This is a genomic window from Nonomuraea sp. NPDC005983, from assembly GCF_040614375.1.
In the GTDB taxonomy this organism is placed as follows: Bacteria; Actinomycetota; Actinomycetes; order Streptosporangiales; family Streptosporangiaceae; genus Nonomuraea.
In genome coordinates this window covers 1-12,887 of record NZ_JBEXUP010000201.1, presented here as the reverse complement: position 1 = coordinate 12,887, position 12,887 = coordinate 1, and the positions used below count along the sequence as shown (strand labels likewise).

General features: G+C 66.2%; 13 protein-coding genes. 5 read left to right on the top strand and 8 right to left on the bottom strand.

Annotated features, from left to right (window positions below; genetic code table 11):
- The 4 genes from ABZ297_RS43560 to ABZ297_RS43545 all read right to left on the bottom strand — a co-directional run.
- Nucleotides 1-1,051 (bottom strand): serine/threonine-protein kinase (locus ABZ297_RS43560; RefSeq protein WP_355359350.1); only part of this gene is annotated, 1,051 nt, incomplete at its 3' end.
- Between the two features lie 460 nt (nucleotides 1,052-1,511).
- Entirely contained in the window at nucleotides 1,512-2,855 is a 1,344-nt protein-coding gene (locus ABZ297_RS43555; RefSeq protein ID WP_355359347.1) for a hypothetical protein, read from the bottom strand.
- 158 nt (nucleotides 2,856-3,013) lie between these two features.
- Nucleotides 3,014-3,277, bottom strand: a complete 264-nt coding sequence (locus ABZ297_RS43550) for an integrase core domain-containing protein (protein ID WP_355359356.1) — start codon at nucleotides 3,275-3,277, stop codon at nucleotides 3,014-3,016.
- Between the two features lie 87 nt (nucleotides 3,278-3,364).
- A complete protein-coding gene (locus tag ABZ297_RS43545) occupies nucleotides 3,365-3,931 on the bottom strand; it encodes an IS3 family transposase (RefSeq protein WP_355359344.1) in 567 nt (188 codons plus the stop codon).
- Between the two features lie 210 nt (nucleotides 3,932-4,141).
- On the opposite strand from ABZ297_RS43545, the gene ABZ297_RS43540 reads away from it, so the two are divergent.
- A complete protein-coding gene (locus tag ABZ297_RS43540; protein ID WP_355359341.1) occupies nucleotides 4,142-4,480 on the top strand; it encodes a tyrosine-type recombinase/integrase in 339 nt (112 codons plus the stop codon).
- A 103-nt stretch (nucleotides 4,481-4,583) separates the two neighbouring features.
- On the opposite strand, the gene ABZ297_RS43535 is transcribed toward ABZ297_RS43540, so the two are convergent.
- Together ABZ297_RS43535 and ABZ297_RS43530 are read right to left on the bottom strand one after the other, a co-directional pair.
- The gene (locus tag ABZ297_RS43535) at nucleotides 4,584-5,138 is read right to left on the bottom strand and encodes an ImmA/IrrE family metallo-endopeptidase (protein ID WP_355359338.1); all 555 of its coding nucleotides are present in this window, start codon (nucleotides 5,136-5,138) and stop codon (nucleotides 4,584-4,586) included.
- Nucleotides 5,139-5,168: 30 nt separating this feature from the next.
- Nucleotides 5,169-5,528, bottom strand: a complete 360-nt coding sequence (locus tag ABZ297_RS43530) for a helix-turn-helix domain-containing protein (RefSeq protein WP_355359335.1) — start codon at nucleotides 5,526-5,528, stop codon at nucleotides 5,169-5,171.
- Between the two features lie 154 nt (nucleotides 5,529-5,682).
- Here ABZ297_RS43530 and ABZ297_RS43525 point away from each other — a divergent pair, with 154 nt between their 5' ends.
- Genes ABZ297_RS43525 through ABZ297_RS43515 form a run of 3 tightly spaced genes read left to right on the top strand, consistent with a single transcriptional unit; the run spans nucleotide 5,683 to nucleotide 7,476 of the window.
- Nucleotides 5,683-5,943 (top strand): multiubiquitin domain-containing protein, encoded by a 261-nt coding sequence (locus ABZ297_RS43525; protein ID WP_355359332.1) that lies wholly within the window; start codon nucleotides 5,683-5,685, stop codon nucleotides 5,941-5,943.
- On the top strand, nucleotides 5,918-7,087 hold the full coding sequence (locus ABZ297_RS43520; protein WP_355359329.1) for a ThiF family adenylyltransferase: 1,170 nt from the start codon (nucleotides 5,918-5,920) through the stop codon (nucleotides 7,085-7,087). The genes ABZ297_RS43525 and ABZ297_RS43520 overlap by 26 nt, the downstream gene beginning before the upstream one ends.
- Nucleotides 7,084-7,476, top strand: coding sequence for a DUF6527 family protein (locus ABZ297_RS43515; protein ID WP_355359326.1), 393 nt, complete (start codon nucleotides 7,084-7,086; stop codon nucleotides 7,474-7,476). The genes ABZ297_RS43520 and ABZ297_RS43515 overlap by 4 nt, the downstream gene beginning before the upstream one ends.
- A 16-nt stretch (nucleotides 7,477-7,492) precedes the next feature.
- Here ABZ297_RS43515 and ABZ297_RS43510 read toward each other — a convergent pair whose 3' ends face one another.
- Both ABZ297_RS43510 and ABZ297_RS43505 read right to left on the bottom strand, forming a co-directional pair.
- A complete protein-coding gene (locus tag ABZ297_RS43510; RefSeq protein WP_355359323.1) occupies nucleotides 7,493-7,696 on the bottom strand; it encodes a hypothetical protein in 204 nt (67 codons plus the stop codon).
- A gap of 80 nt (nucleotides 7,697-7,776) precedes the next feature.
- Nucleotides 7,777-8,805, bottom strand: coding sequence for a DUF6119 family protein (locus tag ABZ297_RS43505; protein ID WP_355359353.1), 1,029 nt, complete (start codon nucleotides 8,803-8,805; stop codon nucleotides 7,777-7,779).
- A gap of 1,169 nt (nucleotides 8,806-9,974) precedes the next feature.
- Between ABZ297_RS43505 and ABZ297_RS43500 the strand changes: the two genes are divergently transcribed.
- Nucleotides 9,975-11,567 carry a site-specific integrase gene (locus ABZ297_RS43500; RefSeq protein ID WP_355359320.1) on the top strand — a complete coding sequence of 531 codons (1,593 nt, stop codon included), beginning with the start codon at nucleotides 9,975-9,977 and terminating at the stop codon, nucleotides 11,565-11,567.
- Nucleotides 11,568-12,887 lie beyond the last annotated feature (1,320 nt).

Here is a 12,887-nt window from a genome sequence, read left to right as displayed (position 1 = left end):
GGCTCGGGGTGGGGGTGGGGGTGGGGGGCGGGGCCTCGCCGCGACGCCGCAGGAGGAGGACTGCGGGGGTACCCGCGGCGGCGACGGCGCCGAGCGCGCCGAAGATCATGGCGCGGCGTGGCATCCGCCGCGTCCCTGTGGGCGTGGGTATCGAGCCGGTGGCGGGCAGTTCACTGGTCGCGACCTTCGCTCCGAGCGGCTGCGCGGGCCTGTACGGGGAGGTGGGCACGGTGAGCGGCAGCGGGCGGCCGCCCGGATCGGCGAGGTAATCGAGGATCGCCAACGTCGACGGCCGGGTCACCGGATCCTGGAAGAGGCACGCCTCGATCAGCCCGCGAAGGTCGCCGGTGATCCCGTCGAGATGCGGTCGGCCGTTGAGGATGCGGTGCACGATCGCGGGGATCGCCGCCGCATCGAACGGTCCCCGGCCAGTGGCGGCGAAGGCCAGCACGCAGCCCAGCGCGAACACGTCGGCGGCGGGTCCCACGCGCCCGCCGCGGACCTGCTCCGGCGCCATATACGCGTAGGTGCCGAAGACCGCGCCGTCGGACGTCAAGGATCTCACGTCGGCGACGCGGGCGATGCCGAAGTCGATGATGCGTGGGCCGTCCGGCGACATGATCACATTGCCGGGCTTCAGGTCCCGGTGCACCAGCCCGCACGCATGGATCGCTGCCAGGCCCTCCGCGAGCGCGGCGCCCAGCGACCGCACCGGACTCGGCGCGAGGGGGCCGCCTCGGATCACCTCGTCCCGCAGGGACAGGCCCGGGACGAACGCGGTCGCCATCCACGGCATCGCAGCCGTGGGATCGGCGGCGACGACCTGGGCGGTGTGGAAACCGCCGACGCGCGACGCCGCATCGACCTCGCGCACGAACCGTTCACGGAAGTCGGGGTCGGCGGCGTGCTCGGCGCGGATCAGCTTGACCGCGACCTCGCGTCCGCCGGGCGACTCGCCCAAGAACACCTCCCCCATCCCGCCCTGGCCGAGGCGCGCCTTCAGTCGGAACGGGCCGATCGTCGCGGGATCACCAGGGCGTAAGGAATCCACGCGTCACCTGCTCGTTGTTTGATCGTCCGCGACCGGGCCGCGTGCGCGCCGCTGAAGAGTCGGTGGGTTCACCGCCCACATCTCTGCCACCTTCTGCCGTGCCAGTTCGTCGAGGGCCGAGCGCCGTTCCGGATCCTCGACCCACGTGGCTTCGGCACAAAGAACTCGGGCGACCTCGTGGGCTCCACGTCCCGCACCACATACCGCATCGTCCCACCATAGACTCTGCGGTCTTCCTCGCGGCGGAAGATCGTCACGATGCCGGAGACGAAGACCTGCCTGGTGATGGGGTCCTTCGCGTGGATCACGCCACCAGATGGACATCGCCCTGCCCGGAAGCGGCACGCTGCTGTTCTTTATCGCAGCCGAGTGAGCTTGCTGGCTAACTAATATTCAGCCGGTTAATGCGAGTTCTGCCAGTACTACATCGGTAGATCTTCTCTCCCCTCCGGGACGGGATTTAAGACGCATGGATAAGCGAGTGGAATTCTGTGAGCGGGTCGTTAATTTTATCGCGAAGCGTCTCCTGGGAAAAGAGCGCTTCATCGCACAAGAGGCCCAGCTCTGTCTCGCCGAGGACGATCGCTGCGATGAGTGCCCGGCGGAGGATGGATCTGATCTGTGTGGCGGCTTCGGTCAGCTTGCGCGGGTGTGGGTCGCTGCCATGGGCGATCCTGTTGCGAACGTTGTAGGCGTCCTTCACGCAACGGAGTGTGCGCAGGCGATCGCCGTCATCCTCGCCGATAAGGATGGCGGCGCGTTGTGCCGTCCTGCGAGCGAGGTCTCCGGGGCTCTCATCACTAGAGAGCAGGTTCTCCAGTGACGTCATGTAGTTGAGCACAACCTGTGGTTCGTCGTCGGGGAACGTCACATCGGCGTGGTAGCCGACCTTGTCCGAGGTGTCTAGGAATCGCATTGCACTGCGCCGGATGCGGTCGTGGAGCTTCGTGCTGAGTTCCTGCTCGGTGAGTCGGGTAGTGATCTTCGTCAAGAAGCGGATCAGCTGCTCGCTGTGGCTGTTGTCCACGTGAAGCGGCCCGAGCAGCGGAACTTCGTGCTCATCGCCTGGTGATCCGGTGTACGTGTATGGGATCGAGGAGTACAGGCAGTCGACGGTCCGGCCGGGTTCCACTACATACTCGGCCACGATTCGGGCCGGCTCGTCCGACCACAGGTTGACCGCTAGGAGCGGCGCCCACGCTGACCTTGTCGACGGGCCGCGGGAGAGCAACCGCAAAGGCAAACCCCGCGCGGGTGCCAGCTCCGGGTCAGGGGCGGCCAGGACGACATGCCATCCTGACTCCAACAACGGATCCCACGCCTGGGTGGCCGCGTGGTCCGCTGCGATCGGGACGGGCCGTTGGGCTCTCCACTCGTCTGCGCCGGGTCGCGAAAGCCTCCATCCGCCGAGGTCGATCGGACTTGGTAGCTCCCAGTCGATGTTGATAACGAAGTATCGCCATAGGACTTCGGGCGGCCCGGCCAGGTACGCGGCGAGCTGCCCGGCCAGAGCCTCGGCGTTGAACTCGTGGTTGGACCTGAGCAGGGCGGCGACCCCGAGCCGGAATAGCGCATCGCCCTGCAACGCCCGGCCCGCCTGTCGATCGCCGCGCTCGCCGTCCAAATACCTGTTGGCCCGAGCGGCCGCGTCCGCCGCCCGGCGTACGGCGTCACCTGCCGGCGACTCGGCGATTGCATCGGCGGTTTCCCGGTCGGTCAGATCGGCATGTTCGCCGACCCGCAGTCGTGCATCGGAGATGAGGTCGACCAGCGCCGCCACCAGCTCCAGATGTTCGGGGGTCACAGCGACAACGCTAGCCCTACCCGCGACGCCGCACACAGCGAAGACCTGCACCCACCGGGCCGTCGTCTATGGCACCGTCCGCTCTCAGATGCCCTGCGGCGCTCATCGCAGGCCCCAACAACAGCGTGGTTTGAACCGCCCCGACTTTGATGGAGACCTCAACGGTTGATTCCGACGGGTTCGTTGGGCTGGTGTTGAGCGTAGTAGAGGGCTTCGAACTCCTCTGGTGGCAGGTGACCGATCGCTGAGTGCAGGCGGGTGGCGTTGAACCAGTCGACCCACTCGGCGGTGGCCAACTCGACGTCGGCCAGGCTGCGCCAGGGCCCTCGCGGTTTGATCAGTTCGGTCTTGTACAGGCCGATTTGTGACTCCATCAGGGCGTTGTCGAGCGCGTCGCCGACGGTGCCGATGGAGGCGTCGATCCCGGCCTCCAGCAGATGCGTGGTGAACCGGAATGACGTGTATTGACTACCGGCGTCGCTGTGGTGGATCAGCCCGGGTTCGACGGGTTAGCCTGTGCGTTGGCGTCGCCACAAGGCCATATCGAGTGCGTCGAGCACGAGCGTGGTGTGCTTGGTCAGTGAGGCGGCCCAGCCGACGATCGCTCGTGAGTAGACGTCGACGAAGGCCACGTAGACCACTCCGCACCAGGCGGATGCGTGGGTGAAGTCGGCGACCCAGGCGGCGTTCGGCCGGGCCGCGGTGAAATCGCGCTGCAGCCGGTCGGCAGCGCGCTCGTGCCCCGGATCGGGCATGGTGGTGCGCACCTTCCTGCCGCGTCGAGCGCCCTGCAGGCCGAGGATGCGCATGCGCCGCTCGACGGTGCAGCGGGCCACCTGATGCCCTTCGCGTTGCAGCTGGTGCCAGATCTTGCGGGCGCCGTAGGCGCCGTAGTTGGCGGTGTGGATGCGCTGGATGTGTTCATCCAGTTCGGCGTCGCGCATGGCCCGGGCTGAGGGCGGTCGGTTCTTGTCGGCGTAGTAGGTGCTGGTGGAGAGGGGGTAGCCGTGTTCGGTCAGGACACGGCAGATCGGCTCGACACCGAACACGTCGGCGTGCTGGTCGATGAAGGTCACGAGTGCGTGTGTGGCCGGTCGAGCTCGGCCGCGAAGAAAGCCGACGTGAGTTCACCATCAGCCGGCAACTGGTGGAGACCGAAGAGGGAGTGCTGGCGCTTCCGCCGAAGAGCATCGCCAGCCGACGCACCGTCGCTCTGGATAGCGAGACGCTTCGTCTTCTACAAGCAGGAACGGTTGCAAAGAAGGAAGTTGGGACCTGCCTGGCATGTGACCGGTCCGATCTTCTGCCATCCAACCGGCGGCGCCCTTCGCCCGGACTACCTCACCTACCGGTTCCACAAGCTCATCGTGGCCAGCAGGCTGCCTCCGATTCGGCTGCATGACCTCCGGCACGGCGCGGCGACACTGGCCCTGGCCTCAGGCGCCGACCTGAGAGTGGTGCAAGGCCTGCTAGGCCATACCAGCGTCGTGCTGACCGCCGACGTCTACACATCGGTGTTGCCGCAGCTCTACCACGATAGCGCCCGAGCCACTGCACAGATGGTCCTGCGAGCTGCCCGGAAGGCCGCGAAGAGGCTGCGCGAGGGCCGCAACGTGGAGGTGTGACTCACGCGTGTCTCACCGTGACTCACGATCAGATGACATGACTACAGATTCACAAGAAGCTGCAGGTCGGAGTGGTAGGGCGCCCGGGGCTCGAACCCGGAATCTACGGATTAAAAGCGAAGCCGTACTTGCGTGCGGCTCGTTCTGCTCGCACGCGTTGGCCTTTCATCTGCATCTGCGCGAACTGCGTGCTCACCCCATAGGCCGCCGCAACGCGCGCGTTGTCCCAGCCGTCGAAGGCCATGCTTTCGGCCGCGGCGAGCGGGATCAGCAGTTCGCCGGCCATGAAGGTGGCTTCCTTCTCCTGCTTCGCATCGAACTGCCGCTTGTGATCTTCTCCGAGGATCACGTTGTCAAAGGGATGCTCCAGCAGGAAATGGCCGAGCTCGTGCGCGATGTTGGACCGGCGCCGGACACGAGCGTGGGACTCGTTCTCGACGATGACGCGCGCCGTGCCCAGCGGAAGCAAGGCCGCCGACCATGCGGCCGAGTCGCCCATGGTGAAGTGGCCGAATGCCTCCGGGCTCACACCGTAGGCGAGTAGATCCCCGAGCCCGTAGATATCGATCCCGTGGGCGTCGGCCAGCGCGTATGGGTCGAGCGGATCAGTTGGGCTCAGACCGAGCGCTTGCCGTTCCTCGATCACGACCTCACGCATTTGAGGCTGCGTCCACCCACCACGGGCCATTCAGCTCTCCTGATCTTCTCGTTCGGCCCGAAACCGCCGAGCTGCGGCGGCGATGACCTCTTCGAGGTAGGCCACATCGTTCTCCGTGAGATCGCGACGTGCCCGCAGCAACGGGACGAGGGACGCCACGAGCTCCGGCTCCTCCTCGTCCGCCCGCATCGGGTCCACATAGAAGGACTCAGCTGGCATCCGTAGCCAGGTCGTCATCGCTGCGAATGCGGTGACGTCCGGTTTCAACCCGTTGGCCATGCGAGAGATCGTCGACGCCGAAACGCCGATCTCCTTGGCCAACTGCCGCCATGACAGGCCTTCCTTCGCGCGCGCAGCATCCAGGGCCGCGTGTAGCGCCTTGACGTTCACCCCAGGGCTCTCGCTCATCCCTGGTGCCCCTGACTTCTTACACCGCTCCACATGTCGCTCACCCCTGCTACAGTAGCAGTGCTCGAAAGTTCGAGCACTGGCCTACACTTGGCGCAGATGTGGGCTGGCCCGCCACGCGCCACAGGAGAAACCGATGTCTCAGGACGACCGCGGGCACACGCCCATCACCATCATTGTCAACGCTCGTTCCCACCCCTGGCTGGAGAAGGCCATCACCTTCGAGCAGGCCGTCGAGCTCGCCTACCCGGGCCAGCCGCCGACCGACCAGGACACCTTCACCGTCCGATACAGCCGCGGTCACGATGGTCACGGCACGGGCAGCCTGACCGCCGGCCACAGCGTGAACGTCAAGAACGGAATGGTCTTCGATGTCGTCCGCACCTCTCGTTCGTGACCCGGACCTGTCCCGCCTGCTCGACGACGGCTACGACGTCATGGTGCAGGCGGGACATCTGATCGTCCGGCACGTCCCCTACGTCACCGAAACTCGGACCGTGCAACACGGATTCCTGGCCTACCCGGTCACCGTCAGCGGCGACCGGGTCGTCTCCAACACCGACCACCGCATCTGGTTCGGGGGATCGGCGCCGTGCGACGAGCACGGCCGCAGGCTGCCAATGGCCAATCCCGAGGTCCGGACGATCGCCGACGGCGTGCAAGCGGACTTCATGCTGTCCTCCAAGCCAGGGCCGTCCGGCTACCCCGACCAGTACACGAAGGTCACCGCCTACACCCGGATGATCGCCGACCAGGCGCAGGCACTCGACCGAACGGTCACAGCCACGCCCGGCGCGGCCTGGCAGGAAGTCGAGGACGACTCGCCGTTCGTCTACCGCGACACCGCCACCTCGCGGGCCGGGCTCGCGACAGTCCACCGCCGCTTCCGCGGCCACCACATCGCGATCATCGGGCTCGGTGGCACCGGCGGCTACATCTTGGACCAGGTGGCCAAGACCGAGGTCGAGTCGATCCTGCTCATCGACGGAGACCACTTCGACAATCACAACGCCTTCCGGGCACCGGGCGCGGCACCCCTGGAAACGCTCCGCGAACGCCCGAACAAGGCCGCCTACTTCGCATCGCTCTACTCCCGTATGCACCGCGGCGTCACCGCCTACGAGCACTACCTCGACGGGGATAACCTTGATGCCCTGTCCGGGGCGACCTTCGTGTTCCTGGCCTCCGACGATGCGCTGAGCAAGCCGCCGATCATGGACTGGCTGGACGCCCGCGATGTGCCGTTCATCGACGTTGGCATGGGTGTCGAGGAGATCGACGGCAAACTCACGGGCCTGCTGAGGGTCTCCACCAGCCTGTCGGGACGTCGCGCTCAAACCCGCCGCAGGATCCCGGCCCCGGCTCCCGAACGCGACGACTATGGTCGCAACATCCAGACCGCGGACCTGAACGCGCTCAACGCGCTTCTCGCAGTCGGCCGGTGGAAACGCCACCTGGGCGTCTATGCCGACGTGACCGACGAGGCCTTCACGACCTACTCCTTGATCACTAACGAGATCGCCAATGAGGATCTTCCTTGACCGCCGTTGCATTCCTGCGCCCAGAGTTCGTCGAGAGCTTCCCGCCGGAGATGGTGCGCGGGGTGCTCTACATCTCGATCCCCTACGCGACCTGCGGACATCTGTGTGCCTGCGGTTGTGGGCAGGAGGTCGTTACCCCGCTGTCCCCAGCGCAGTGGGCGCTCACCTACAACGGCCAGAACGTCTCTCTGTGCCCCTCGATCGGAAGCTGGGGGCTGCCCTGCCGCTCCCACTACTGGATCAAGGAAGGCGCCGTACGGTGGAGCCGCCGCTACACCGCAGGCGAGATCGCGGACAACCGGGCACGCGACCGCAGGGACCTGCAGGAGCACCTCGACGAAAACGGCCCTAGCCTGATCGCTAGGCTGTATCGCCGTCTCAGGCCATGACCCGCGCGTAGAGAGGTCAGCCGGGTATGAGCTCGGGGCGTGGTGCAGGCATGTCGGCTTCGATCTGCCTGCCGTCGCCGGACTTCAACTCGGGGGCTGTTATTTCAAGCCCTCCCCGGAAGCCGTCGCCGAGCTGACCAGCCTGCGCGCGCCCGGTGACAGCGGGCGCCGAGCGATTGGGTGAGATGGCCGCGTCGGCGCTGCGGGTCACCACGGTCATCAGTTGGATCACGGTGATGGTCGCGCACCGCGATCCTCGGCGGCTACGTACCCGAGTCAACCACGTGGGGTTGGTGACCGTCAGGAAGACGGGGCCGCTCCTCCCTCCGGCGTGACCATCCCGGTGGCCGAGGTCCGAGAGATGGAGACGATCTCCACGCGCACGCCCATCCCCTCCAGAGCGGTCACCGCGTGCAGCAGCGAGACCTTCGCGAAGGCGAACAGGGAGTCCGGGGTCAGCTGCACTCCGTCCTTGAGCAGGATGCCGTAGACGAGGGTCAGCGACCTGAACGTCCTGTCCAGGGGGTGGCCGGGGGCGAGTTCGTCGACCTTGGCAAGGAACTTCTCCTGGGCCTCGGCATCGAAGCGCAAGGTTTCCATGGCGACCCGGCCCTGCGCGAAGAGGTGGTTCAGCTCGGCGGTCGCTTCGGCCTTCTTCACGCAAATGAACTGGCCGTCGGGCCCGAGCTCGTCGCAGATCTCGAGCCCGCCGCCGCGCAGACGTGCCGTGTGCACGGTGTCCTTATCGAGCAGCACGTATCCCTCCCGAGCGGCGACCTGCTGGTTGTACCAGCCCTCGTCGTTCTCTTTGGGTTTGCTGCCTTTGGGCCAGGGTGGCATCGTGACCGTGGTGGGACGGGCGAGGAGTTCGGCGATCCGCTGCTCGATGACGACGAGGTACTCCGCGCCGATCTCGTACCACCGCCGCTGCCAGTAGAAGTAGTGGCAGCTCCCCTCGGACACCTCGGCGGTGAGCCAGTGGTCGGCGGGGACCTTGCTGCTGATCAGCTCGTTTCCCTCGGTGTCGGCGAACATCTGGATGCGCCCGTCACGCAGGGCCCGCAGGCGGCTCCCCGGCTGTCGGTGCCGGACGGCTTCGATGAGCTGGTCGATCTCAAGCTCGGTGTGGTACTGAGAGCGGCCCCCGAGCGTCACCTTGAAGGACTCCGCGAAGTCGTACCGGTCCCGGCAGACGCTGGGCACGGCGAGTGCGAGGAGGGCAGGCTCGTCCCCGCCGAGCATGGCGTCGAGGCGCTCGTCGAGGCGCTGGACCTGCTCGGATTTTGGGAGGAGCGGCCGGACCTGGGCGATGAATTCGAACTCCGGCAGCGGGCTGGGCTGGGCACCCAGTGTCGGTGGGATCCGCTCGGCGGGCGGCTTGACCAGTGCTTGGACGGGTTTGCGATCAAGCCGGGCGCGCCTCGCCCGTCAAGCCTTCTTCCTCGCCCTTCTTTTGGGGTATCGCTCGGGTCTGGCCTTACGTTCCGACGTCGACCGACCGGCAGCCGACATCGCAAACCGGGATGTTTCGCCCCGCCGTCCGGCCGCCGATGTGGCCGGGCGCGTGCCGAAGAGCATGTGACGAGCATGAACTCGGCCACCTTCGCCTCGCAGAAAGCGGTCGAGAATCGAGAAATCGCACGTCAGGTGGGGTGTGAGGTGGTAGGGCGCCCGGGGCTCGAACCCGGAACCTACGGATTAAAAGTCCGCAGCTTTGTTCTCGCGTGTCAGAGTGTGCCGTGTTCTGTCGCGCGGGGTTCAGAAGTGCCATCGCAAATGCATCTAACCCGGACGTTCAGCGCAAAGTGCTGGTGGCGATTTGTCCGTGAATGTCATGGATTCGAAACCGTGTGCCGCTGTTGGTTGCTCGGTGCAGGTGTCGATGTGGTTTGACTAAAGGTTGACCTATCGCGCTGTCCTAACTCGGCCTTTCTGGCCGGTATTTCAATAAGTGACAGGGATGAGTTCGCGCGCCGGATTGGGGGATCCGATGGTGACGGTACGGTCCAGCCACTTCGCCGACTCTCGATGCTGTGCCTGCCGCGCCAGCGAAGGCCGCCGCCATGCGATCAGCGCGGGGCCCTCTGCGTGAGGCGAGCGTTTTCCGGCCGAGGCAGGCAACCGGATGCCCCGGGCTCGGCCGGAACGTGCGCCGGGGCAATGTGACCAGCGGATATCGCTTGACATGGGCGGTGAAGGTGGGCGTCGATGTCGACCGCCCCGGGCCAGCCGGTGGCCCCGCACGTCCCCGCTGCGGCCCCATAACGGGCCTGTACTGGCCGATGGGGCTGCCCTCCGGCCCGGGGCAGGCAATCCCACTCTGGGCCGCCGACGGCGACCCGCGCGGTGATGGGCCCGGTACGGCCGAGTGCCGCCGGTGGCGTCCAGCATCGGCCGTACCCCACGGGGGCGCTGGTATGGGGAGCGCCGCAGGAAGCGCGACGTCGAGCGGTCGGCGACGCGAGGTCAGCGAACGAGGGAAGGGCGCGACAGCGACGATGAACGGAACCACCTTCAAGACGTGTTCCTGCCGGGACGAGGCGACCGGCAAGAAACTGGGCAAGGCCTGCCCGAAGCTACGCCGCCCAGGCGGCGGGGAGTGGTGGAGCAGCACCCACGGCCGGTGGGCCTACCAACTCGAACTGCCCGCGCACGCCGACGGGCGACGGCGTAACCCGCTACGCCGTCGCGGCTTTGCCACGCTGGAGGAGGTCGAGGCGGAGCTGGAGCACGCCCGCGCGCTGCTGGCGCTGGATGAGGACCCGCACATCCAGCGGAAGGTCACCGAGCTGATGCTGTCCATGCTCAAGGACAGCAAGGCGCTGCCGCCGGTGGAGGAGGTGCGGCGCAAGGTCCGCACCCGCCAGGACCTTAACCCCACCGTCACCGTGGCGGAGTGGATGCAAGAGTTCCTGCGGCGTAAGCGGAAGATCGATGCCACCACGCGGCGCTCGAATGAGGCGCACATCCGCCTGTACTTCACCCCCTACCTCGGTGACATCCGGCTGGACCGGCTGCGGGTGTCCGATGTGGCGGGGATGTTCGATGCGATCGAGGAGTTCAACGACGTCATCGCCACCGAACGCGGCAGCGGCGACCCGATCCGCGTGGCAGCGGTCCGCTACCGGCGGCCGGTCGGGCCGGCCACCATGCACCGCATCCGCGCCACTCTGCGGCACGCGCTGAACATCGCAATCAAGCAGGATCGGTTGATCGACTTCAACCCGGCCGCGGTCGTCGAACTCCCCGACGCCGACCGCCCCAAGGCGCTGGTGTGGACCGATGAGCGGGTCGTCGACTGGAACCGCGACCTGCAAGACCGGCTCGATGTCGAGCAGCAGCGGCGCGGGGCCCGGCTCAGCCGCGCCAGCATGATCAACGTGTACGCGTCCGTGCCGCGTCCGTCGCCGGTGATGGTCTGGACGCCCTCCCACACCTACACCTTCCTCGCCCAGGCGGCCACCCACCGGCTGTCCGCGCTCTATCGGCTGATTGCCCTGCGTGGGCTGCGCCGAGGGGAAGCGGTCGGGCTGCGCTGGAAGGACGTCGACCTGGCCGCCGGGACGGTCGGGGTGCATCGGCAGATCACCCAGTTGGGCTGGGAGCCGGTGCAGGGCAGGCCGAAGACCGAAGCCAGCGACCGCACCATTGCCTTGGATGACGACACTGTCACCGCGCTGCGCGCATACCGCAAGCGCCAAGCCGCCGAACGGCTGGCCGCAGGCGAAGCCTGGACCAACAGCGGATTCGTCTTCACCGACGAGATCGGTCGGCCACTGCATCCACAACAGGTCAGCGACCACTTCTACCAACTGGCCTTCCAGGTGGGACTGCCGCCGGTACAGCTCCATGACCTCCGCCACGGCGCCGCCTCACTCATGCTGGCCGCCGGAGTCGATCTGAAGGTCGTGCAGGAGACCCTCGGCCACGTCTCCTCCACCTTCACCCGCGACACCTACACCAGCGTCTATCCCGAAGTGGCCCGCGCCGCCGCCGAATCCACCGCCGCCCTCGTCAACACCGCAGCCAGCAGCGCCCAGGCGGCCCGGCTGATCACCCTGCCGGGCCAAGCCGGAGACGCCACCACCTGAACCACCGAACCCAGGCAGGCCCGCCGATCCCCCGGCGGGCCTGCCTTTTGTCCTCAGCGGCTGTCGCGCAGGTGATGCAGCTGATCGATCCTGAGCCTGAGCGGTGAACGGGCCGAGCGGATCGCTGCGAGAAGCAGCGGATCTTTTATCTGCTGGTCACGAGCGGCCTGGTGGGCAAGAAGAGCCGCCTTGGACAAGGCTTGACCGCACATGAGACCAGCGCTGACCAGCGACGCCGTGCAGACCGTCTGGCTTGATCTTCTGGTGACCGTCGCTGGGGTCTGAACTGACGGTGGCCGCCTAAACGATCTACCGCGATACACGGTCCGTACACAAGAGCAACCGCCGAGCAACCAACCATGATCAACAACGTGTTCGAAGGCTGGCGAGAACCGAGAAACCCCAGGTCGAACGCGGTGTTGGAGAGTAGGGCGGGTGGGACTTGAACCCACGACCCACGGATTATGAGTGGATCGCTCTTATGATGCATCACTTGGCCACTGACCTGCTGATGGCCGGCTGGCTGCGATCGACGCTTCGTTGATCAATACGCGTATATTCCGGATCTTGCTCAAGGTCGCGTGCCACTCTGGTGGACATGGCGGGTAGTTCGGTGCGGCGGGTCCTTGCTGTCAAGCCAGAGGGTCCATGGTTGGTGATTGTCGACGGGGCTTGGACCGTCGAGTCACGTAATGCGGGGACGGATACTCCCTTCGAGAGATCAAGAATGTGGCTCTTGCCCCTGTTCGAGAGGCCGCGCGATGAGGTTGAGGGGCAGGCTAGAGAAGTGCTTGGTCCTGGTGATCCAAACCTTGCCGAGGCGTTCCGAGCGATTGTCCAGTGTGGCCTGACGGCGTGGTCGGACTATTGGGTCTCAGGGGCTCTGGCATGGATGATCGCTGAAGAGGTTGAGCTTTACGCCGAGCTACTCCGGGAGATCGCCCTCGGACGAGGGTCTCAAGTTACTCAGCACGCTGCGAAGCGGCTCCTAAAACAGAATGGCCTCTGGCCGACTGGCTATCGCCCGCCAACGTAACCAGTTTGGAAGATTTCAGCTCATGATCCCCTGACGTGCTCCGGCTCTGGTCAGATGCCATACGGCTCTGCCAGCGAGTCCCCGTGATTACCCCTTGATCACCGCCCTCTCGGGCACGCAACGGGCACGCGCACCCGGCTGGCGGCGGTTCACAGCGCGTGACAGATGCAAGACGCGCGAGGCGTCTGATGAGGGGCCATGGTGATTCCGGACAGCCGTCTTATGGGCGTAGCCTATGCGGCTGTTTGGATTGAAAGGGACTCGTTGAGTACTTCCAGAGGTGG

Coding starts and splice junctions, on each gene's coding strand:
- ABZ297_RS43535 (WP_355359338.1), bottom strand. CDS start 5,138: ATGCGTGAGGTCGTGATCGAGGAACGGCAAGCGCTCGGTCTGAGCCCA.
- ABZ297_RS43525 (WP_355359332.1), top strand. CDS start 5,683: ATGTCTCAGGACGACCGCGGGCACACGCCCATCACCATCATTGTCAAC.
- ABZ297_RS43520 (WP_355359329.1), top strand. CDS start 5,918: ATGTCGTCCGCACCTCTCGTTCGTGACCCGGACCTGTCCCGCCTGCTC.
- ABZ297_RS43510 (WP_355359323.1), bottom strand. CDS start 7,696: ATGACCGTGGTGACCCGCAGCGCCGACGCGGCCATCTCACCCAATCGC.
- ABZ297_RS43500 (WP_355359320.1), top strand. CDS start 9,975: ATGAACGGAACCACCTTCAAGACGTGTTCCTGCCGGGACGAGGCGACC.